Source organism: Bradyrhizobium valentinum (assembly GCF_001440405.1).
Taxonomy (GTDB): Bacteria; Pseudomonadota; Alphaproteobacteria; order Rhizobiales; family Xanthobacteraceae; genus Bradyrhizobium; species Bradyrhizobium valentinum.
This window is the reverse complement of sequence record NZ_LLXX01000047.1, coordinates 17272-38765: the sequence shown is the minus strand read 5'-3', so window position 1 is coordinate 38765 and position 21494 is coordinate 17272. Positions and strand designations below refer to the sequence as shown.

Below are 21494 nucleotides of genomic sequence, written 5' to 3'. Positions count from 1 at the left end.
CGAGAATTCGTCTCTATTTCTTGAGAACGTCATCGGGCACCGCTCCCCCGCAGCACCGCGGGAAACGTCAGGGCAATCAACTTCAGGTCGGTCCATAAGGTCCAGTTCATTGCATACTCGACATCCATCTCGAGCATCACCTCGGGGCTGACACGACCCCGGCCGCGCACCTGGCAAATCCCGGTAATTCCGGGCTTCACAATGTGACGCTTATGGTGCCAGTCCCGGAAGTATTCGAGTTCATAAGGAATCGCCGGCCGCGGACCGACGATGCTCATTTCGCCCCGCAATACGTTGAGGAGTTGGGGCAGCTCGTCGAGGCTTGTTCTCCGCAGCCACCGTCCCACGCGCGTCACGCGAGGATCGTCCGTCAGCTTGTATGGGGCATCGGGGTCGTTCGAGACGGGTTCTTTCGCCCAAACCCGCCGGATCGCCTCGCGATGGACATTTTCGTCGGCGTTGTGGCGGAGCGTCCGGAATTTGAAGCAATTGAACGGCTTCTCGTCTCGCCCGATCCGACGTTGGCGAAAGACCGCCGGGCCGGGACTGTCGAGACGGATTGCTATCCACACCACCATGAAGACGGGGGCCAGCACTACGATCGCGAGAACGCTGATCGCGACGTCGAGCGCCCGTTTGCCGAATTCCCGCGAGATCGCCTTCGGTCGCGTGGCTTCATGCGACAGCAATTTCGGGACCTCCCGCCGGAATGTTCCGCCGCCGAAACATCCGTTGATCCTTACCGTTGCTACCGTGTTTGTGCTTCAGCCGTAGACACGCCGATGCCGCCTCGAGTGCTTCGACAACGCGCAGCCCGTGCACTCCGTCCGCGCGCGGCCGTTCCCCGTTCATGATCGCGTTGACGAAGTCGAGTACCTCGAGCTTCAGCGGTTCGCTGCTGGATATCGCGGGGATATGCACGTCGCCATGATGATAGGCCGACTGGAAGTCGGCGTAGGAGTCGCCGTCGATCCGCGGCCTGAACCGCTTCTGGTAAACTCGCACTTTCTCGGACGGCTGCACGTCGTCGAACACCAGCATCGCATCGCTTCCGACGACCGTGATTTGGCGCACCTTGACCGGGTCCAACCAGGAAACATGCACATGGGCGGTCGGACCGCTCTTGAAGCCCATCTTGGCGTAAACAACGTCCTCAACGTTGGGCAGAACGTGCGCGCAACCCCAGGCGCCGATTGTTTGCGGCACCTCCTCCAGCAGGCAGAAGATGATCGAGAGGTCGTGCGGCGCCAAGTCCCAGAGGACATTGGCGTCCTGCCGGTAGAGACCGAGATTCAGGCGCCGTGAATCAATGTAGTAAAGCTCGCCAAGAGAGCCGCTCTGGATCATCTGGCGCATAACGCCGACTGCTGGGTGATACTCGAACGTGTGCCCGACCATTAGCACACGCTTGCGCTCTTCGGCGATCGCATTCAACTCGCGGCATTGCGCGCTCGTCATGGCCAACGGCTTCTCGACGAGCACGTGCTTTCCGGCCTGGAGCAGCTCCCGCGCCAATTCGAAATGCGTCTCCACAGGGGTGGCGACAATGACGCCGTCTATCGAAGGGTTATTCAGCACCGCACCGATATCACGCGAAACAGCAACAGAAGGATATTGTGAACGGACATATTCCAATCTGTCAGGCCTCGGATCAACGGCCATCGACGTCCTTGCGCCGCGTATATCGCAGGTGACGCGGATGTGTTTCGTACCCCAGTAGCCGCAACCGATGACCGCGAGCGACGGGCCGCCGTTTGCGATCTGAAACGCGTCCTCACGATCATGGTTATTCGCCATGTTGGCTCCTTGTTTGAAGGCCGTTGCGTGCATTCATTCAAGATAACCGACTGGGCGCGTGCGCTGCCGAAGAACACGGGTTACGATCTACGCTCTTTTGGGGTACACCTGCGCAATGAAGGCTTTCTTCCCGGCACGCGCACGGACGTTGCAACGATTGCCACGCGAGGTCTGGCCGTTGGCGCGCACCCCGTGCAGATCGATCTCGCCGCAGCCGGGAGCCAAGATCCGGACATTAGGCTCAAATTCGAGCGCCTGCTTGCCGACGAGGCGTTCCAGGGCCGCGATCCGGCTCTCGTATTGCTGGAGCAGGTTGGCGGTCTCAACTTCGTCGTCGAAAGCGCCAGCTTGGTGCTTTTCAATCTATACGCGGATCAGGTTTCGGCAGACATCGTGGTTCTTCGACAAGCCGTGGAGCGTCTCGGCGGCGAGAAACTCCTGAGCGACCTGGCGCTCGAACTCGATGCTGTATGTGCGGTGCTTGGTCATGGGCTTGTACCTCAACTAGTTCATGACCGAGTACTCACAAATGGGTACCCAATCAGCCGCCGGTAACAACCCTTTTGCCTGCCCTTGCTCGGCACGCCCCAACGCTACTCTAAGGGCCGCGGAAGTGAGGGTTACAATGAAAATTGCGGTGTTTGGACTTGGTTACGTCGGCATGACTGCCGCGGCCTGCCTCTCCAGGGATGGCCACGAAATCATTGGCGTTGACGTCAGCGACGAAAAAGTGGCGATCGTCAATGCCGGTAAGTCGCCGATCACGGAGCCCGGCCTCAATGAGCTCGTGGCCCGTGCGGTTAGGAAGAGTCTACTGAGCGCAACGAAGGATGTGAGCCAGCATCTCGATAGTTGTGTCATGGCCATGATCTGTGTGGGAACGCCCAGTGCGCCGGATGGATCTCACAATATGAGCTTTATCGTAGAGGTTTCCCATCAGATCGCGGAGTTGGTCGGCCCCGCTCGAGCGACGCCGTTGACCATCGTATTTCGCTCCACGATGCGGCCTGGTACGATCGAGGAACTGGTGCTCCCAATTTTCGAGGACGCATTGAAAGGCAGGATGGATCTAGTCGAGCTTGTCTACCACCCAGAATTCTTGCGCGAATCTGTCGCAATCGAAGACTTCTTCCATCCACCGAAGATCGTGATTGGGACGAGGAACGGAGAACGGTGCACGGCTCTTGATGAGTTGAATGCCGGGATTGAGGCGCCGGTCTTCTATACGACTTATCGTGCGGCCGAGATGACAAAATTCGTCGACAACGCGTTTCACGCAGTAAAGATTGCGTTTGCAAACGAGGTTGGTCGCGTTTGCGATAAGCTCAATATCAGCGCAACCATAGTTCACGAGATATTCATCTCTGACACGAAGCTCAACATCTCGCCCAACTATTTGAGGCCTGGTGGCGCATTCGGCGGCTCATGCCTGCCGAAAGACGTTCGCGCGCTCCAATACATCGCAAGCGACGTCGGGGCACATACCCATCTGGTGGATTCGGTGCTGCGGTCGAATGATGCGCATAAGAATTTTCTTTTTGAGAATTGCGTGAAGGCAGTTCGGGCCGGCGGGCAGGTGCTTATGTTGGGGCTTTCCTTCAAAGAGGACAGCGATGATCTTCGCGAGAGTCCTAATATCGACCTGGCTCGCAAATTCCTTCAGTCGCATATCGGCTTGTCGATCTACGATCCCCACGTCGAACCGTCCAAATTGTTAGGCCAGAATCTCGGCTATGCGTTCTCCAATTTGCCTGCACTCCGCAAGCTACTAGTCTCCAAATCCGTCGCTGAGTCGGAGCTGTTCGACCTTGTCATCGATACCAGAGGATGGGCGAGGCAAATGGCGTTACGCACCAGGCGGGTTATCGATGTTAACACTCTTTCGTGACGATCGCAGGGCAGGCCAACCTGATCAAGCCGGGGTAGCGAAACCACCCAGGGCGACCGGCGCTACGAGCGAGCAGTACGAACTGGCTCGTTCGGACGTCATTACTTCTGGGGGTCTCGTGGACGCCGTGCCGGCTGCCCAATCCGCGATGAATGGCTCAGCGCGTCGCCGAGTGCTTATCATCGTCGAAAATCTTCCAGTACCATTCGATCGCCGAGTGTGGTCGGAAGCCACCACATTGGCGCGCCACGGCTATGAAGTCTCGATAATTTGTCCCAAGGGACCGCAGGCAACGGCCTCATTTGAACTGATCGAGGGAATTGCCGTCTATCGCCACTGGCTGCCGAAAGAAAGACGTGGGGTGCTAGGCTATCTTGCCGAGTACAGCGCGGCGCTATTTTGGGAGTTTGCGCTGAGTTTGAAGGTACTCGCAACGCGCGGCTTTGACGTAATCCACGCTTGCAACCCACCGGATCTCATTTTTGTAGTTGGTGCGTTTTACAAGTTTCTATTCGGAAAGTCGTTTATCTTCGATCAGCACGATATCAGCCCGGAGCTTTACGAAGCAAAATTTGGACGTCGTGGCCTTCTCTGGCGGGCCATGGTCTTGCTTGAGCGTGTTACATTCGCACTAGCCGACGTATCGATAGCAACAAACCAGTCATATCGTAGCATTGCCCTTGAGAGAGGCCGAATGAATCCGGATCGCGTGTTCGTTGTGCGTTCCGGTCCAAATCTTGCGCGCGTTCGATCACTTCCATCAGACCTAGCCTGGAAGAAGGGACGGAAATTCCTAGTCGCGTATGTGGGGGTTATTGGAAAGCAGGAGGGGCTTGATCTGCTATTGCAGTCAATCAACCACATCCGCGGGGAGCGAAATCGAAATGATGTCCAACTCGTCATTGTCGGGAATGGGCCGGAATTGGACGAGGTCAAGAAACTTGCCGTGGCCCTTGAGCTGGATGAATTGGTCACATTCACCGGCCGTGTTGATGACGCCACACTGTTCACAATACTTTCGACAGCAGACGTCTGCGTAAATCCGGACCGCCCTGGCGCGATGAACGACAAATCAACGATGATCAAGGTCATGGAGTACATGGCCTTGGGTAAGCCTATCGTGCAATTTGACCTCACCGAAGGGCGCTTTTCGGCTGGAGAGGCATCTCTGTACGTACAGAATACGGATACTGCGGAGTTCGGCGACAAGATACTGGAGCTTCTGGATGATCCAATGCGACGTGACCATATGGGCGCATTCGGCCAGAAAAGAATCTATGACGAGCTCGCTTGGGACCACGGGGCGGTAAGCCTTCTAAGTGCTTATAAAAAACTATTCAATTTAAGACACTCACCAAGCCCGAGCGAGGCGCTTTGAGGCGACGCCATGGACACGGGCTCTTCGAGCGCGCTCCTACTTCGCAGCGACATTCCATCGCCCGAGGATTGCAAGCTGGCGGAAATCCTTGATTTTTTTGGAATTCCATGGACGGCGCTGACAATTAGCGAAGCGAACGAGGACAATGTAGCCTCGCTGACGGCAAGTCATCCGCGGTTCTCCATCTTGACTTCCGCGCCCTGTCTCGCCGAGGCCCTGCAGCCCTGCAAGGCTGGAACGTTTCCGGCTTGGTTGGCGACAGCCGCTTCCGTGTTCGTCTATGGATTTCAAGCTGCGGGTACCTGCAGGGCTCTGCTGCGCCAGATCACGGGGGACCCGGAGGCGGACATCCGCGGCATCGACGCGTGGCCAATAAGCGTGTCCGTCACTGATGCTTTTCGAGGCATGTGCGGCCCAATGTCGGCCCTGCGGATCCAACTGGAGGCCGGCGCCGCGGATGCGGCGCTTGTCATCCGGGATGGTGGCGAATTGCAGAGCATCGTCGGGACGCCCGACGGACACCTGTTCGCCGGTTTTGCTTATTCCGGCGTGCGCTTCTTTGTCGATGCGTCACTGGCCATGGTGGACATTCGCGAGCGCGCTGCGACCTATTTTGATGTGAGGAAGCGTTTCGCCGGCGCGGTGCCAATCGTGATGTATCTGAAGTGGTCGTTCCGCGACGTCTGCTGGACCACGTCCGAAACAAACGCGTGCCTGATCATTGACGATCCACCCCTGAGGCCACGGTACGGCTTTCTCGATTTTGGCGAACTACTGCAGTTGGCCAACAAGCAGACGTTCGCGACGACCATCGCCTTCATTCCATGGAACTGGCAACGAACAGATCGCGAAACCGTTGCTGCCTTTCGCCAAAATAGCGGAAAACTGTCCGTCTGCGTGCACGGCTGCGATCACACCCGTGGTGAATTTGCAGCCCGTTCAGCCGACCTACTTGACAGAAAGCTGAAGACTGCCAGGTCTCGGATGCAATCCCTTCTCAACGAGACCGCGCTTGATCATGAAAACGTGATGGTTTTCCCGCAAGGGGCATTCTCGCCCGAGGCAGTATCGGCTCTCAAGCGAAATGGCTTCGTCGCGGCGGTGAATACGGAAGTCGCACCGGCCGATGACGCATCGAACGAAACGATACTTGCAGACCTGTGGAGTGTCGCCATCGCCCGGTATGGGGGATTCTCGATTTATACCCGGCGGTACATTGACCACGGCATTGAAAACTTCGCATTTGACGGAATCCTGGGCAAGCCGTGCTTCGTTGTCGGGCATCACGATCTTTTCCAGGACCACGGCAGCAAACTAGCGGAGTTCATCCGACAGCTTGCATCGTTGCGGTGGAAACTCTGTTGGCGGACTCTCGGGGACGCCGTTTGCCGCAGCTACTGCATTCGACGCGACGGCGCAACAATGATAGTGAAGATGTTTGCTGAACAACTCCGCATCGAGAATACGGAGGCGATGACGCGACGGATCCAAGTCGTGAAGCAAGAACCACAGGTCGTTTCTTTGAAAGATGTTACAGTCAACCAAGAGGTCGTTGCGTACGAATACATGGATGGATGTCTTCGAGTGATCGTCGATATACCGCCCGGCAGGACGGCGGATGTACGCTGCATTTATCACGAACAGCCGGATGCTTTCCCGGAGCCAGAATCGGTCTCATACCGACTTGGGGTGACGGTTCGGCGATATCTATCCGAACTTCGCGACAATTACGGGTACCTGTTTCGATTTCGCGTGTAGCCGGGAGGCGGACCGCAACGAGCGTGGTCATGCTGTTTCGGCCCAGGCACGATGCTTCTAGCATAATGCTCTGGCAGATCGCTTCCTGCTCCGGCGGACTCCGACGCCTGACCCGATATGTCGCGTACAATCAGTCGTCACTCGGCCTGCCGCGCGACCCGTCGGTCCTAATATTGGTGACAGCAAATTGGTGTCGCGTCGGTGGAAGCTGCTGGTATCGTTTCCCGCATGGCGGCACCGCGGATTAGGCATTGGGTTGCGGAAAGGTCGGACGGCGATCGAGGCACAAGGTGTGTAACACCGCTGGAGGGTGGCCGCGAAGCAGGCAAGCGCCTGTAGCGCGAAAGAGATTCTGCAATGAATTAGGCCTCCTCTGGTCTCGTGAGGGCATTGCTGCCGCCCCTGGCGCGCTGGTCCGCGAAATTATGCGCACGCAGGGCGGCGGTCTTGCGCGCCGCCGGGAGCACGTTTCTCACCGGCGTTCAGGGAACCGGTGACGCCTCGGGAACGAGGAGCAGTGCAGTCAGAGGGCATGGTCAGGTTCGCTGCCAGCCAGACGCTGCTGCGGGCCGAACCGTTCATGCAGCCGTCCGGTCCGAATATCGTGCTCCTGCTCGTCCTCACGAGATTCGCCGGCTCGACGCGGCTCGAGGAGATGAATAGCCATCACGCCTTGATGGCCATGAGGGATTTGACAAATCCAAATGACCACTCCCGCTCGATTGTGGCGTCGGGAAACATCTTCGAAAACTCGCCGATGGTCAGCAGCCGCCAGACCGGATGGCTGCGTGTGGGCCAGAATGTGGTGTTGGTGAACCGCAACAGCCGAACCAGCATATGGCGTGGCAGGAACACGATGAAGCCCGGCAGCCAGCTGTGGGGTTCGATGATGAAATATTTGTAGGGCGTCTGGACGTAGTATTTCTTGGCGATGCGGCGGATCTCGCCCGCGAACACCCATTGATGCTGGCGCGCGACCTTATCGAAATCTGCGTCGTTCATTATCCGATCGATCCTGGACTTGGGGCCGGTGACCTCCTGGATCACGGACGAGCAGAAGACGACGTCAAATTGCTTGTCACTGAACGGCAGGGTGACGTCCTCGTCGCGGAGTTGCAAGGTATCGTACCCGTATCGCTGCCGCGCCAGATTGAGGTGATCCTCCAGGATATCGGCGACGACGACACGCTTGTGGGCCGGGAAAACGGAATGGAAGTGATCCCCGGCCCCGCCTCCGAGATCGAGGACGATGTCGTCAGGTCTGAGCTTGATGTGCTTGGTGAGCAATGCTGCACGCCTGGCCCGGGCCCTCGCGGAATAGCGCGCTTCGATCGCTCTCACCCATGACGCCGCGCGCCCTGGTATCAGCGCGGGATCAGCGTGTTGCACGCTAGTTGGTCCTTGTCGTAGCAATTTCCTGCCCTCCCACTTGCCGAGGCAATCTAACCTACGCTCTCTACCCTCCTGCACTGATTGAGTGCAATCCGGCTCCCATAACCACAACGGCGGTTCCTATCAGCAATAAAGGGGTAGCTACTGCGGGGGGCGGAGGGCGCCGCGGGCTTGCAGCGCACAAGCTTGCAACGGCCCTCGATGGTTTACGTTCACTGGCCGTGTTGATGGTGCTACACTATTTACAATACTCTCCACTGCAGACGTTTGTGTAAATCCGGATCGCCCCAGCTCGATGAACGACAAATCAACGATGCACAAGATCATGGAATCTCGAGTTCACAAAGTCACACAACCCGCCTTCCTCGATCCCGGTGAAGACTGGAAACCCCTAAACCTCTGCCCGCTCCACTAGTTGCCGATGTCGTCAAACCCACCCATGTCCGTGACGGCGCGACCGCCGCTGCCTGCCGTATTGCCGCCGGGCAAAAAAATCTGGATCGACTTGGGGAACACGCCGCATATTCCGTCTTCAAGCCCATCATCCGCGAAATGGAACAACGCGGCTACACGGTCCTGACCGCCCGCGACGCGTTTCAAGTGTGCGAGTTGGCCGACAAGTTTGGATTGCCCGACAAAAATCGGCCGTCACTACGGCAAGAACGGCCTCCTCAAGACGTGGGGCGTCGCCTGGCGCAGCCTGCAATTGCTCGGCTTCGTCCGATCATGGGATTGAACCACGGCGCGCGCAGATCGTCATCTGCAATCTCTTCCGCATCCCGACCGTGATGATCGTGGATTATGAACATTCCAAGACGCCGGCGAACGTGGCTCCGCGTTGAGAAATCGTTCCCGAAGTTTTGTTGAGCGAAAACCTTCACGCCAAGTCGAAAGAACGCATCCGAAAACATCGCGGCATTGAGGAAGATGTCTACGCACCGGAATTCAAGCCGGACACCTCCCTCAGCAAGCAACTCAATCTGGGCGACAAGGAGATCATCGTCACGGTTCGTCCGCCCGCGATGGAAATTCATTATCACAATCCCCGAAAGCGAAAAGTTTTTCATCGAGTTCATGGAACGGGTGATGGCGACGCCCGGGGTGAAGTCGGTTTTGCTGCCGCGCAACAAAGTGCAGGAATCGCACATCCGCGCCAGCTGGCCGAAGTGGTTTGAAGGCGACAAGGTCATCGTTCCCAAGGAGGCCGTCGATGGCTTGAACCTGCTCTGGCATTCGGACCTCGTGGTCAGCGGTGGCGGCACCATGAACCGCGAAGCCGCTGCGCTGGGCATCTTACAGCATCTTCCGCGGCAAAAGCGGCGCGGTGGATCATCACTTGCACAAAGAAGGCAAGATGGTGCTCGCCGAAACCAGCGCCGACGTCCAAAACTGAATCCTGCTCCAACGCCGCGACTGTAGCGCGGCGGCCAACGGCGGGGCCCGCGGCGCTCTGAGAGACATCGTTTGCGAAGTGGATCGTTCGCGCCGATTGCCGCAAAATGATTCAACAGTTCGCAACTCCAAGCTTACCCATCCATCATCGCCGGTGCCCGGCCCAACTTCATGAAGGTCGCGCCGATCATCAAGTGGAGTCGAAAAAGCTGTTGAGTGCCTATGAGAAAGTCTTCAAACTAAGAGAGAAATGCAGATAGATCCCTATGCTCTTCGCATTCAGCAAGCGTTCGATGCCCCGTTGTAAATAAAAAATAATGCAGACGCGCCGTCCGTTCCTGAATGGTCAGCTGGCTGCCGCGGAGCTTCGGATGGCGCGTTTCGAATCTGCCGATTCTGCGCCGCATCCCCGAAGTCCAGCTCATCGCGACCAGTCGCTGAGGACACGTCCGAGCCACCCTGGAGTGGTCCAGGGTCGGCGACAAGCTGCTGATACCCATTGGTGTTGATGAGCCCAATCGCGACGGCGATCGCGCCACCGTGATGTACAAGCGGAGCACCTTGCTGGATGACGGGAATCACGAAAAATAATCTGGTTGTTGACAAACCTCGAGATGTTCCTCCGCAGGTTCAAGCTGACAACGTGAAGAAAATACACCGTCTCGCATGCCGGCCGAAGCAGGAACTGGTCGCCTCACGCACCCCGGATTGCTTGCGCTTACCTCTCGAACCCGCACGGAACATCCGAGCTAGTTCTGCCCCACGCTGGAAGCGCGGAGGCATTTCTCGGCCAAGCTGCTCGCTATGTTAGCACCGCGTGACGCGCACTCAACCTCCCACTCCGCCGGTAGTCCGTTGTTCCACCCGCGCCAGTTGGCGTACAGAATCCCGGGACTCTAACCGCCTCTGGATGAAAGTTCAGTGGCAGGTCATTTTTGTTCTAGCGCGGCCGGATTTAGCCGCGCTAGCGAGGTCGTGCTGCCAGTGAAGCTGCGCACCGTCAGTCAGGGTCGTCGTGACGAGACAGGCGTTGACGATCCGATTGTTATCATCAAATTTCGGTAATGGACGGCAGTCGTCTCGGGCGCCGTCGAGCGATAGACGCCATAATTCCAAAAGGTGCCTTGTCCGTAACCCAACGGACCCTGGTAGTTCACAACCTGCTTGCCGTCGATCTCGACCTGCAGGTACCCGCCGCCGCTGTTGGAAACATTGGCTTTGACGTTGATGTCTTTGTAGACACCGGCCTGGATCGGATTCGGATCGGTCCACAGCGTCATCATGTGGAGATCGGAAGACGAATTACTGGGATTCCCACCGGGCAGAACATAGCGGGCGACAATTTGCAGATGGTCGCCGTCCATCTGGACCGCGAACGGCGGTGAGGTAGCTACGCCGCCCGCAATGTTGTCATTGCTCATTTGACCGACGATAAACCAGCCGTTCGAGCTGTTTTGAGTGTTCACAAATGACCCATTGGGCCCATTGGCCTCCACCATGAGATGATAGTCAATGCCAATCGGAGTACCGGCCGGGATCACTGCACCCCAGTTGGTCGCGACGCCGGTCGAGATATCTTGAATTTCAGAGCGATCACAGTATGAGCCATCATACGGTGCCCAATTGTCGCCCTGCCGGACCTCGAACCGCAGGGTCTGCGGGTCGGGGTTGGTCAGGCTATAGCTCTTACCCGCCGTCTCAACTAGGTAGCTGTCGCCACCGATAAGAAGGCGGGTGTTCGGCTTAGCCGAAAACGCCGTAATCGACGGAATAACTGTTCTAGTTCTACTTACAGGCTGCGATGCGGCGCTCGTATTGCCTGCCATATTGCCGTGGGTGCCAGCAAAGCTGCGAGTATCGTCGGACAGGCTCTCGGCCAGTAAATTCCACGAACCACCTGCGTCCGCTATCCTCGTATCAGAGATGTTCGCGACGACGCTGCCAGCCAGCGCAAAGATAAGGGGTATCATTATTGTCATTACTATCCCCCCTGTCTGTGTTCTACTTGTAGTCCGAGCAAGATTACAGCAACGCTCTATCGTGAAATTCGATCAGCGTACTGCCGCAAAAATGCTTGGCCACTTGTGAAAAGAGCTCATTCAAATCCTGATACAATTTTCGACTGATTCAATCGAAGGAAAATAAGGACTACCACTAGGCATGAGCTCCGAGGAATGCATCATGAATTGTATGGCGATGTACAGAATGCGACCATTTCAAGATCAGGAAGACCGGCGTCTTTTGGTGGTCGCCATTTTTGCGCGGCGATGCCGCCAAGCCGACCCCGCGCCAGACCTACGATGTTCACCTGTGATGCATCTAGCCAAGCTGAGGTAATCCAAAGCTAGAATTTTCGGGTGGCCGATTTGAGCGTAGAATGGAGGTTTTGAGGGAGGATCATCGCGTGGATTTGACAGATCGAAAAACACACTTTGAATTCGGCGAAAACTGGCGCGACTATTCAAAAACCATCGACACCGTCCGGATCGAGTCTGCCGTTCAAGGTCTTCGAAAGCTGTTTCCGAATGGGATCGCCGGAAAGACTTTTCTCGATATCGGCTGCGGCTCCGGACTCCATTCTCTGGCCGCGCTGCTGTTGGGCGCCAGTTCCGTTCTTGCGACGGACATCGACGAAAATTCAATCGTGACGACGCGCATGGTTCTGGAGCGAGCTCCGAGGAACCAGTGGCAGGCACGAACAGAATCCGTATTCGATATGACGCCAGCAACGACGGGGCAATTCGATATCGTTTATTCGTGGGGCGTCCTGCACCATACCGGCAAGATGTGGCAGGCAATCGAGACAGCCGCCAAACTGGTCAAGCCGGGTGGCCAATTCGCGCTGGCGATTTATGCGACAACCACGCTCGATCCTGCGTGGAAGCTCGAAAAGCGCATCTACTCCAGAAGCCCGAAAGCTCTGCAAGGGATCGCGCGGATGGTCTTCATTTCCGCTTTGTTCTCGGCGGAGTTGCTGCGCGGTCGCAATCCGATCGAACGCATAACTCGCACCCGCGCACGCGGGATGAACTCCTCGCACGACCTTCACGATTGGCTTGGTGGCTATCCCTACGAGACGGCGACCGCAGGTGAATTGTATGATCGCATTCGTGCGATGGGGTTCACTGAAGAGCGATCGTTTCTCATCCCACCCTCATTGGGACTTTTCGGGGCAGGCAACCATGAGTTCGTTTTTACTGCGGACAAGACTACCGCTTCTCAATGACGCGCCTGCAACAAATCGTCGAACACTGCGCCGAACTGGGTGGCAAGTTCGACCGGTTCATGATCGAGCATGGCGTCACCTATGCCGGCCGCAGCAATCAGCCGCTTAAGGCCATGCGCGCGATGTTCGAGTGGGGCGTCGAGGAAGAGGAATGCGAAAACAACCCGGCGATCGGAGTCAGGAAGCACAGCTATCAGACGGACGGCCATCATCAATGGACCGACGAGCAGATGGCCAGTATCGCGCGTTCTATCGGCTCGGTACCAAGCAGCGCGTGGCCATCGATCTGGTGTCCTACACGTCCTGCCGGCGTGAGGACGTGGTGCGATTCGGTCCACAGCATCGGCGCAATGAGCGGCTCACCTACCGACCGGCCAAGAACGAGCATCGCAATCCGATTGATCTCGACATTTCAGTGCATCCGAGCTCGCCGAGAGCCTCGACGCCTTCAGCTCCGAACACCTGACCTATCTGGTGACGGAGTGGGGCAAGCCGTTCAGCTTCAAGGGCTTCGGCAACCGCTTTAAGGACTGGTGCCGCGCCGCCGGGTTGCCCGACTGCTGCACGCTGCACGGCGTGCGTAAACACACTGCCAGCTGGCTGGCCGAGGAGGGCGCAACCCCGCACCAAATCGGCTCGGTGACCGGGCACACCTCGCTCAAGGAGATCGAGCGCTACACCGCCAAAGCCACCGCAAGCGGCTGGCGACCGAGGCCATCGGCATCGGCAAGCTCAAATGAGCGGAGTCGACCGGCTGAATTCCTCCGGGAAACCGAACCGCCGTTGGCTCAAAGCGCGAACAGAAATTGTCCCACTTGGCAAAAAAGACAATGCATTCAAAGGGGACAGGTGCCCATGGCGCTCCCTTGCGGACGTCAACCGGCATACTGGCCAATGTGAGGTTGGCCAGGGTGCGGCCGGCGTTGTTGTAGTCGTGTTTCCAGGCGGCCAGCATGGCTCGAACCTGCGCGAGCGAGGTAAACAGTGTCTCATTGAGGAGTTCGTCGCGCACGCGGGCGTTGAAACTCTCGATGGACGTGTTCTGGGTCGGCTTGGCGGGCACAATGTAGTGCCACTCGATCTGCCTCTCCTGGATTGGTCATTCCGGTCAGCTGCCCCCTTACGCCCGCCGCGCCGGCGAACTTGCAGCCGTTCCTCGCGATAGAGACGGAACTTCTTGTGGTTCATGACAAGTCCCTCACGGCGCATCAGGACAAGCAGGCGGCGATAGCCGAAGCGACCGCGAACCGCTGCAAGCTCGCGCAACCGCTTCCGCCCAGCCTCCTCACCAGATCGTTGGCACGATAGCGAACCGAGCTTCGATCTGCGCCAAGTGCCCCACCCGCCCGCCATTCGCTCACATCGAAACTGCTGCGCAAGCGAAGGCGGCCTCTCGCCTTGCGGCGGGCGTCACCATTTTTCTGCAGCCACATCCTTCAGCATGGCCATGTCGAGCATAGCTTCCGCCAGCGATCGCGTTCTCGTCCTCAAGCGCCTTCAGCCGCTTAGCGTCGGAAACCTCCAGCCCGCCGCACTTGGCCTTCCATTTGCAGAACGTCGCGCTCGAGATCCCGTGCTTGCGGCAGATATCAGCGGTCGCCGCACCCGCCTCCTGCTCCCGCAAAATCCCGATGATCTGCTCTTCCGTGAAACGGCTCGGCTTCATGAACTATCCCTCCCGAGGTGAGGGACTCTACCCAGTCTTGGAGGAGTTTGCGGGGCTCAGACCACACCTCGTAGGTAACCCCTATTATCCGCCAAAACGGCTTCGGGATTCCTGAACAGCTGATATGCATTTGGCTATGCTCGTTTTTGATCTTACGAGCCTTTGACTTCGCCGGGGAAAAATGAAGCGCATCGAGCAAACCGCCACAGCTTTTCTGTTATGCGGCTGATTTATCGCCACTTCTTCAATGTCGGCGACCGGATCAATTGCGTCAGCAAGGCCCGGCGAACCATGTGGGAATCCCGCGGTATCAGGCACGAACTTGGAAGATGCGATCGTCAGCGCGTTCGTGAGCACTTTTCCTTTGCTCCACTAGACAGGAAGTACGAAAACCTGCTGGAGGAGGCCGCACGCAGGAGGTGCGCGCGCGGCATGCGATCGGGGATTCGCCGCAAGGCAGGATTTCTTGCGGCTGCGGGGCTGCTCAACTATGCTCTGCAGTTGGGGTTGGCTGTCATCCTGGTCCGCCAGCTGACCACGCAGGAGTTCGGGGACTACCGCCAGGTGTGGCTGGTCGTCGAAACAGGGTTGATCCTCTTTCCCCTGTTCCTGCCACGATCTCTATTCTATTTCCTGCCGCGCGCCGCTCCAGGAACCCGCCCAAAGCTGGTCGGCAACACGTTCGCAAGTCTCTTCGTTCTTCGGGGGCGCGCGCTTTTGTTGCTCTTAGGGCTGATGCCAGTCTTGCCGAGTTCGATTGCGCGCCTCCAGCGCCAATCGCCCCTCGTTCAGATTTTCGTCGATCCCCTGCCGACGGCAGACGGAAAGGCGGAGTGGGGGACCTGCGCAACGATCGGCTTTGCATTAGTCAGGACAGCGACATTGGCAGGTGCGGCAGTCGCATCTGGCGATGTCGGGTGGCTTCTGGTGGTGATGTGCGGCCTGGCCATGCTGAAGGTCGGGTTAGCCGTGTTGTATGCCCTGTTTGCTGCGCGGGAACGGGGTCTCGGATTCGACGGACAGTTGGCCCGCATGCAGTTGAAGTATTCGCTGCCCTTTGCGATCGCCAGCGGTTTTTTCGCCTTGCGCGCGCAGGCCGGTCAATGGGTCGTGGCAGCGAACTTTCCGAGCTCGGCCTTTGCGCTCATCTCGATTGCATCAGCGGTCATGGCTGTCGGTACGTTGACCCGCCAGCCTCTGGGTAATGCGCTTCTGCCCACTATCAGTTCCGTGGTGGGCGGGGACAACGTTGACGGCGCCCGCAAGCTGATATCGAAAGCGTATCTGCTGCTAGCGCCGTGGGGTGGCCAAGCCGGAGCATCTGCCGAAAGGCGCCAATTCGCGCTCATCGTGACCTCGCTCGCACGCTAGGCCGTTGCAGCACAGGAACTTTATGAGACAATTTAGGCATGAGTACATCCACAAACCTTCAGGAAACGGCTCCCCCGCCCGATGGCGCGCCCAAAAGCCAGGGGACCGTGATTCACGCTGGCCGCGCCATCTCGGTCGTGTTCTATGTCACCGTTGCCGCCAGGCTGCTGAGCATCGTCAGCCAGGTGCTGACGGCTTCGGCCTTTGGCGCTGGTCCGACCATGGACGCCTATACGGTGGCGCTGATCGTGCCCACAACCATTTCTGCCATTTTGGCCGCGGCGGTGGGCGCGGCATTGATTCCGGTCTTTGTGGACTACCGCGAAAACAAAGGCGAGGCGGAGGCCATCCGCCTGCTCTCGGTAGCGATCACGCTGGGCACGCTGATTGCGCTGGTGGTGACGGTGGCGCTGCTCGCGGGCGCGCCGCTGGTGGTGACGGTCTTCGCCCGGCAGATGGATGCCCCCACGCAGACGCTGGCGGTCATCCTTCTGCGCTTCTTGATGCCCGTGCTCTTGTTGCAAGTGCTGGTGACGCTTGTTGGCTCCGTTCTGAATGCCTACGGTCGGTTTGCTTTGCCAGCGCTGGCTCCCGTCACGATTACGCTGAGCACCATCGCGTTTCTGCTGTTTGCGCGTTCCTGGGGCATCTATGCCCTGGGGTGGGCCACGATTGTGGGTTATTCGCTGAATTTCCTGCTGCTCGTCGTTGCCTATCTGCGCATGGGGCTGCGCTTTCATTTCGATTTTTCCTGGCGGCATCCGGGCATTCAGCGCATTGCCGCGCTTTCCGCGCCCATGCTGATTGGGGCGCTGATGGTCAACGGCAACAATCTGGTCGATCAGTTTATGGCTTCGCTCTTGCCGCCGGGCAGCATTGCCTCGCTCAGCTACGCGATCAAGCTGGTGGATACGCCCTCGGGGATCTTTTATACGGCGCTCTCCACGGCGCTCTTGCCGATCTTCGCGCTGCAAGTGGCCCGCCGCGAATTTACGCTCTTAACCACCACCTTCCGCCAGGTGGTCATTTTTTCCGCGATCATCCTCTTGCCCGCTGGCGCGCTGCTGAGTTCGTTGTCGCGCCCGGTGGTGGAGATTTTCTATCACCATGGCAATTTTAGCGCGCAGGCCACCGATGTGGTAGCGTCCGCCGTGATGTTTCTCGCGCCGAATATATTCTTCGTCACCTACGGCTTTATCAACGGGCGGATGTTTAATGCCCTGCAAGATAATCGCACGCTGCGCAACGTTGCCGTGCTTTCGCTGGTGCTCAACGCCGTCCTTGATTATCTGCTGATGCAAATCTGGGGCGTGGCAGGTATAGCGTTCGCTACCACGCTGACCTATCTGATTGGCGCGGTGACGCTGCTGCTCATTCTTAACAAACGGCTGCAAGGGCTACGCCTGCCGCAGCTTGGCCTTTCGCTGGGCAAAACCGCGGTGGCGGCGGCGTTCCTGTGGCTGACATGCGCGCTGCCGGCGATGCTGCCCCAGGTGGCCGCGCTGCCGCTGCTGGTACAGATCGTCTTGCTGAGCGCCGCGGGCCTGGTGATCTATGCTGCGCTGCTGCTGGCCTTGCGCGTGCCAGAGGTCAGCCTGCTCTGGGCCATACTGTGCAGTCGGCTGTCCTGGGGCCGCGCGCAGGCAAAACCCGCATAGGCCGCAGATGAGCATATCGATGTTTGCGTACCCTGCGAGGAAGGAATTTCCATGAGTGTACAAGCGGCTAGCTCCCCACCCAAAAGCTTTAGTCTGGCAGACCTGGTCAGGCAGGCGCGTGGTATGGTCGATGTCATCAGACGAACACGCTCGTGGACCTGCGTGCGCCTCTTCTGGTTGGGCGAGCGCAACCCTCGCCGCGTCCCCGGCGCGTTTCGCTTTCCCTTCGGGCTGGTACGCTATACTGACGCCGGGGCGATGCTGTCGCTCTATCGTGAGATTTTTCTGGACCGCGGCTATGAGGTCGCCGGATTAGGCGACGCGCCCGTGATCCTTGATTGCGGTGGGAACATTGGCATGAGTGTGATCTGGTTCAAGCAGCGCTATCCGCGTGCCCGCATCACCGTCTTTGAGGCCGACCCGCAAACCGCCGACCTTCTGGAGGAGAATGTGCGCGCGCTGGGCCTCACCTCGGTCACGGTGGTTCGCGCCGCCGTCAGCGATGCCGCTGGCAAGGTATCGTTTGTGCCTGAGGGATCGCTGGGCGGCCATGTCGGCGATGGGCCAGGGGTGCTGGTGGATGCGGTGCGTTTAAGTGACCTGATTACCGAGCCGGTGGATTATCTCAAGGTCGATATTGAGGGCAGCGAATTTGGCGTGCTCAAAGACCTGTGCGCCACAGGCAAAATGGGGTTGGTCAACTATCTTTCGTGCGAATTGCACTGCAATCCTGCTGTGCAAGACCAGGTGGCGGAACTGTGGACGGCGCTTTCGCAAGCGGGCTTCCGCATCACGGTTAGCGACGCGAGGGTGGATGCTGAACTGCCAGGGCCACCCGTGCCCACGCCGTTTTTGTTGGCACCGAGCGCGAAATATCTCGTCTGGCTCTATGCCTGGCGAGTGTAGGGATTCGGACCACGTCTTGCCATGAGCGAAGAAGAGGACGTCGTTCAGCTTCATCGGGATGGTGACACGTGACTGCAACCTATCTAGTGAACTCGCCGAACTGCTCACCCGGCTTCGCTGGTGCTTTGGGAGTTTGGATTCGGTCGGTAGGCCGCGACGATCGGCGCGACATCGCTTTTGCTGTCATTTGCCTTGAGCATCCCTCCGGGGAGGGCCGCAATGTAGCTTGGAGTCGCCAAAAAAGCGGTAACACGAGTCACCCTTCAGCAGTTTGCCGCAAATGATCAAGAGCGGCGGACGAGACGGTCACCTCGAAAAGGCAGTAGTCGACGCGTACATACACCCAGCGATCAGCTGGCTTGGCCCCAGGATAAAGGATCTCCTTCGAGAGTCTTACCTTTATACGGTTCAAGGACTGCCAGAATCTCTTCGAGCCCCGGCTTGGGGTGCGCAGCCTTTCCGGGGACGAGAGGAGCGCGGGGGAGTTATGGGAGCGTCTGGTCGTCACTTTGACGCGATGCCCGGCCGGGTTGAGCGGGGCGCCAGCGGTAATAGCAGCAAAGTCGCGTTCGCCGCGTCCAGGGAGATCGAACCCTCCTGCGGAACCGGAGATTGACACGCCGCATTTCCAACGTTCCGTGCTGCAAAATACTGATGGCGAAATCGTTTTGACCGCCGCCCAGTGTGGGTTGAAACAAGAAAAAGCGGATGCGTTGGCCAGATGGTTTCTGTTCCTCTGCCACGTTACCCGGCGGAACGGCCATCCGATTGTCTGAATGGCAGCAATTTTATTGCTGTCAATCCTACGTGTTCGGTGAGCATCACGAATGTGCGGCGACATGCCTTGACCTGTTGTCCGATTGTGCCGGGACGGTGAATTCCTTAGGGGAGGTGCAGTGGTGTAGCGTCGAAACAATACTGCGGTCGAACTACCTTTCTCGGCAGGAGAATCCATACCCTTGCCGCGTTGAGTTGCGCGTGCGAGAGGGCGTGCCATCAATGATGATAATTGGGCCGCATTGCGTAGATCTCCAAAAAAAGCTAGTTATGTGCGTCAAGTTCAGCAAAATCGATCATGGGGGTCCGGCTGAGCCATCCCCTCGGAGCCGCCGTCGCTCGAGCCCGAGCTGCCCCCAGGATTGGAGAAGGTCCTGCAACTACCCGCGCGAAAGATCCTTCTCACTGATCGGCAGATTGCAGCGATCGCCGATGCGGCGCGGTCGTTGCCATGCGCGGCCTGTTATGGTCGAGCACGATGGCGTGGCTCAACTTGGTTTCCACCGGGCCGCAGGTCAGCGATCACGAAGTCGAAAGCGCGATCAATGACGCGATGGTCGGATTGGTGCATCACTCAGCGGCGTGAGAACCCGCATAAACATTGATTTTCGCCTTTTCGAAAATGCAGTAGTGTGGATACGGCTGAGCGGCCCTTTGTCGAGGCCTGCACATGAAGCAGCACGACGATTATGACGACCATGACGATCCCGGTTGGTTTCGCGATCAGCTGAGGCGACCGCGAGCTAGCCGAGCTGAGCGTCGCCCAACAAAACGTCTCAGCGTTGTTTCACCGCTAGAAGGAAAACGCCGCTAGTAACCAAGTCCGCTGGGGTAAGATTCGTAAACCGCGTTGCAAGATGCGAGGCTTCCAGAGTGGACGGTCGGGTTACGGTCTCTTTGCAGAGCGTTCTGAAGCCTTCTTTGTCGAGAAGGCGCATATGAGTCGAAAGCGGCTCGCGATTTAAGTGCCATGATCGCTTTCCACGAATGAGGGCCCATTTCAGATCGGAATAGGACCAATGGCCGTTCCACTCCGCTGCACACCCATGACACCTGAAGTCGACCACATGGGACATGAAAGCTCCGGGCTTCAACCACCGCCTCATGGCGTTGTATGCTTCGCTCAATTCGTCTACATGCTCTAGCACTGCCTGCGAAAACAGCATGTCAATCGTCCCGTCCTCGATCACGGTCGCGTCCAGCCAAGGTGCCCGTAACTGAACAACCCCTGCCTGCGAGGCGCCGTGCAGCGCCGCCTCGATCTCGCGTATCCGGGTGTCGGATATGTTTACGGCCCTGTTCGTAATTAGCTGCTCGGGGAACCGATAGCTTTTCAGCTTCGGGAACACATCGGGAAATTCAGCTTCGTCTGGAATATCGGCGCGCTGGCCAAACAACTCAGCTAGTTCATGAAGCACTTGGATATTTCGCTCCGCTGTGACGTGCGAGATGAAGTCAAGCGCATAGTATTTGGAAGCTCCCGACAGGAGTGCTGCAATCCCGGTCCCCAGCGAGTCGCCCGGTCCGAGTTCTGCGATGACCTGAGGTCTCGTATCAAGCCCGCTTTCTGCCGCTTTCACGAGATGCCTTAGCCAGACGCTGTAGCAGTATCGGGCCGAGATTGTGCCGCCCGTTCCTTTGTCCCTGCGAGCAAGATAGTCCCTGACAGCTGGGATTGCTGTCACGCCCGGCACGAATGTCGCTGCATTGAAAACAATAGACCGCGTGCTGTACATCTTGTCGCCTCCAGGTTCATCGACAAACCCGAGAAATTCCTGACAAAGTATCGCGACCAGCGCGTCTGAGCGTCAAGAAAGATCGCCCGCCATATTTTGGCGACGTAGTGGTAAAAAGGGGGTACCACCCTTACGCTGTGCCCGAGCAGGTACAGACGGTGATCGGCGAGGACGTGTCGGAGCGCCTGGACGTGACGCCGGCGAAGTTCCGGGTAATCGTGACGCGCCGCCCGAAATACGCCTATCGCGATCGCGACGGCGTGATTCAAGCGCCAGCGCCGTCTCATCTGATCGAGAGCGGGCTTGCGCGAGCTGAGGGGCCGTTCGGCGGAGAACCACTTCCCCCGCTCGGCGATCCAAAGCTCCTCCAAGCCGATACTTCCCTGCTTGCGCCTAGCCATTGCGCGATCTACTGGTCTGGGCTTCTGGTGGCCGAGAATGGGTAATCCGAAAGGGTCGAGCTACGGACCGGTTCAAATAGTATGCTGCTAGGGTGTGAGTTTAGATGCCATGCGTTGACGTCCTCTCATTAGGGAAATCTTCTCAAGA

At 58.1% G+C, this 21494-nt stretch carries 19 protein-coding genes and 3 pseudogenes; 14 read left to right on the top strand and 8 right to left on the bottom strand.

What is annotated here, in order from left to right; all coding sequences use genetic code 11:
• Positions 1 to 29 precede the first annotated feature (29 nt).
• Entirely contained in the window at positions 30 to 689 is a 660-nt protein-coding gene (locus tag CP49_RS08365) for a sugar transferase (RefSeq protein ID WP_057849808.1), read from the bottom strand.
• The gene (locus CP49_RS08360; RefSeq protein ID WP_082645917.1) at positions 676 to 1830 is read right to left on the bottom strand and encodes a Gfo/Idh/MocA family protein; all 1155 of its coding nucleotides are present in this window, start codon (positions 1828 to 1830) and stop codon (positions 676 to 678) included. The genes CP49_RS08365 and CP49_RS08360 overlap by 14 nt, the downstream gene beginning before the upstream one ends.
• On the opposite strand from CP49_RS08360, the gene CP49_RS44440 reads away from it, so the two are divergent.
• From CP49_RS44440 to CP49_RS08340, 4 genes are all read left to right on the top strand, one after another.
• Positions 1825 to 2352, top strand: coding sequence for a hypothetical protein (locus CP49_RS44440; RefSeq protein ID WP_156438172.1), 528 nt, complete (start codon positions 1825 to 1827; stop codon positions 2350 to 2352). The two genes, CP49_RS08360 and CP49_RS44440, sit on opposite strands and share 6 nt — an antisense overlap.
• 70 nt (positions 2353 to 2422) lie before the next feature.
• On the top strand, positions 2423 to 3685 hold the full coding sequence (locus tag CP49_RS08350) for a nucleotide sugar dehydrogenase (RefSeq protein ID WP_057849805.1): 1263 nt from the start codon (positions 2423 to 2425) through the stop codon (positions 3683 to 3685).
• 148 nt (positions 3686 to 3833) lie between these two features.
• Positions 3834 to 5063 carry a glycosyltransferase family 4 protein gene (locus tag CP49_RS08345; protein ID WP_057849828.1) on the top strand — a complete coding sequence of 410 codons (1230 nt, stop codon included), beginning with the start codon at positions 3834 to 3836 and terminating at the stop codon, positions 5061 to 5063.
• A 9-nt stretch (positions 5064 to 5072) separates the two neighbouring features.
• Positions 5073 to 6821: a polysaccharide deacetylase family protein gene (locus tag CP49_RS08340; protein WP_057849804.1), complete on the top strand. Its 1749-nt coding sequence runs from the start codon at positions 5073 to 5075 to the stop codon at positions 6819 to 6821.
• Positions 6822 to 7487: 666 nt separating this feature from the next.
• On the opposite strand, the gene CP49_RS08335 is transcribed toward CP49_RS08340, so the two are convergent.
• Positions 7488 to 8210, bottom strand: coding sequence for a class I SAM-dependent methyltransferase (locus tag CP49_RS08335; protein WP_245310595.1), 723 nt, complete (start codon positions 8208 to 8210; stop codon positions 7488 to 7490).
• A gap of 211 nt (positions 8211 to 8421) precedes the next feature.
• On the opposite strand from CP49_RS08335, the pseudogene CP49_RS49160 reads away from it, so the two are divergent.
• Positions 8422 to 8544: pseudogene (locus CP49_RS49160) on the top strand (glycosyltransferase WbuB); the annotation flags it as partial.
• A gap of 80 nt (positions 8545 to 8624) precedes the next feature.
• On the opposite strand, the gene CP49_RS08330 reads toward CP49_RS49160, so the two are convergent.
• On the bottom strand, positions 8625 to 8813 hold the full coding sequence (locus CP49_RS08330; protein WP_057849803.1) for a hypothetical protein: 189 nt from the start codon (positions 8811 to 8813) through the stop codon (positions 8625 to 8627).
• A 263-nt stretch (positions 8814 to 9076) separates the two neighbouring features.
• On the opposite strand from CP49_RS08330, the gene CP49_RS45805 reads away from it, so the two are divergent.
• The gene (locus CP49_RS45805; protein WP_197423047.1) at positions 9077 to 9388 is read left to right on the top strand and encodes a hypothetical protein; all 312 of its coding nucleotides are present in this window, start codon (positions 9077 to 9079) and stop codon (positions 9386 to 9388) included.
• Positions 9300 to 9632 carry a DUF354 domain-containing protein gene (locus CP49_RS08320; protein ID WP_197423046.1) on the top strand — a complete coding sequence of 111 codons (333 nt, stop codon included), beginning with the start codon at positions 9300 to 9302 and terminating at the stop codon, positions 9630 to 9632. Before CP49_RS45805 ends, CP49_RS08320 begins: the two co-directional genes overlap by 89 nt.
• 977 nt (positions 9633 to 10609) lie before the next feature.
• Here CP49_RS08320 and CP49_RS42430 read toward each other — a convergent pair.
• Positions 10610 to 11584 carry a heparin lyase I family protein gene (locus CP49_RS42430; protein ID WP_082645914.1) on the bottom strand — a complete coding sequence of 325 codons (975 nt, stop codon included), beginning with the start codon at positions 11582 to 11584 and terminating at the stop codon, positions 10610 to 10612.
• A gap of 425 nt (positions 11585 to 12009) precedes the next feature.
• Here CP49_RS42430 and CP49_RS08310 point away from each other — a divergent pair, with 425 nt between their 5' ends.
• Positions 12010 to 12831 (top strand): class I SAM-dependent methyltransferase, encoded by an 822-nt coding sequence (locus tag CP49_RS08310; protein WP_197423045.1) that lies wholly within the window; start codon positions 12010 to 12012, stop codon positions 12829 to 12831.
• Here CP49_RS08310 and CP49_RS08305 read toward each other — a convergent pair.
• The gene (locus CP49_RS08305; protein WP_197423044.1) at positions 12825 to 13046 is read right to left on the bottom strand and encodes a hypothetical protein; all 222 of its coding nucleotides are present in this window, start codon (positions 13044 to 13046) and stop codon (positions 12825 to 12827) included. The genes CP49_RS08310 and CP49_RS08305 overlap by 7 nt on opposite strands.
• Between CP49_RS08305 and CP49_RS08300 the strand changes: the two genes are divergently transcribed.
• The gene (locus CP49_RS08300; protein ID WP_057849797.1) at positions 13046 to 13297 is read left to right on the top strand and encodes a hypothetical protein; all 252 of its coding nucleotides are present in this window, start codon (positions 13046 to 13048) and stop codon (positions 13295 to 13297) included. The genes CP49_RS08305 and CP49_RS08300 overlap by 1 nt on opposite strands.
• Before the next feature lie 8 nt (positions 13298 to 13305).
• Positions 13306 to 13731, top strand: a complete 426-nt coding sequence (locus tag CP49_RS49155; protein WP_197423043.1) for a tyrosine-type recombinase/integrase — start codon at positions 13306 to 13308, stop codon at positions 13729 to 13731.
• 22 nt (positions 13732 to 13753) lie between these two features.
• Here CP49_RS49155 and CP49_RS47025 read toward each other — a convergent pair.
• A pseudogene (locus CP49_RS47025) lies at positions 13754 to 14497 on the bottom strand (transposase); the annotation flags it as partial.
• A gap of 219 nt (positions 14498 to 14716) precedes the next feature.
• Here CP49_RS47025 and CP49_RS08280 point away from each other — a divergent pair.
• From CP49_RS08280 to CP49_RS08270, 3 genes are all read left to right on the top strand, one after another.
• Entirely contained in the window at positions 14717 to 15868 is a 1152-nt protein-coding gene (locus CP49_RS08280) for a lipopolysaccharide biosynthesis protein (RefSeq protein ID WP_057849794.1), read from the top strand.
• Between the two features lie 38 nt (positions 15869 to 15906).
• Positions 15907 to 17526: a murein biosynthesis integral membrane protein MurJ gene (gene murJ / locus CP49_RS08275; protein WP_057849793.1), complete on the top strand. Its 1620-nt coding sequence runs from the start codon at positions 15907 to 15909 to the stop codon at positions 17524 to 17526.
• A gap of 123 nt (positions 17527 to 17649) precedes the next feature.
• On the top strand, positions 17650 to 18432 hold the full coding sequence (locus CP49_RS08270; RefSeq protein ID WP_197423042.1) for an FkbM family methyltransferase: 783 nt from the start codon (positions 17650 to 17652) through the stop codon (positions 18430 to 18432).
• A 1553-nt stretch (positions 18433 to 19985) separates the two neighbouring features.
• Here the strand turns inward: CP49_RS08270 and CP49_RS08265 are convergent.
• On the bottom strand, positions 19986 to 20945 hold the full coding sequence (locus CP49_RS08265; protein WP_057849791.1) for a methyltransferase domain-containing protein: 960 nt from the start codon (positions 20943 to 20945) through the stop codon (positions 19986 to 19988).
• A gap of 161 nt (positions 20946 to 21106) precedes the next feature.
• On the opposite strand from CP49_RS08265, the pseudogene CP49_RS42415 reads away from it, so the two are divergent.
• Positions 21107 to 21250, top strand: a pseudogene (locus CP49_RS42415) (IS66 family transposase zinc-finger binding domain-containing protein); the annotation flags it as partial.
• Positions 21251 to 21494: the final 244 nt, after the last annotated feature.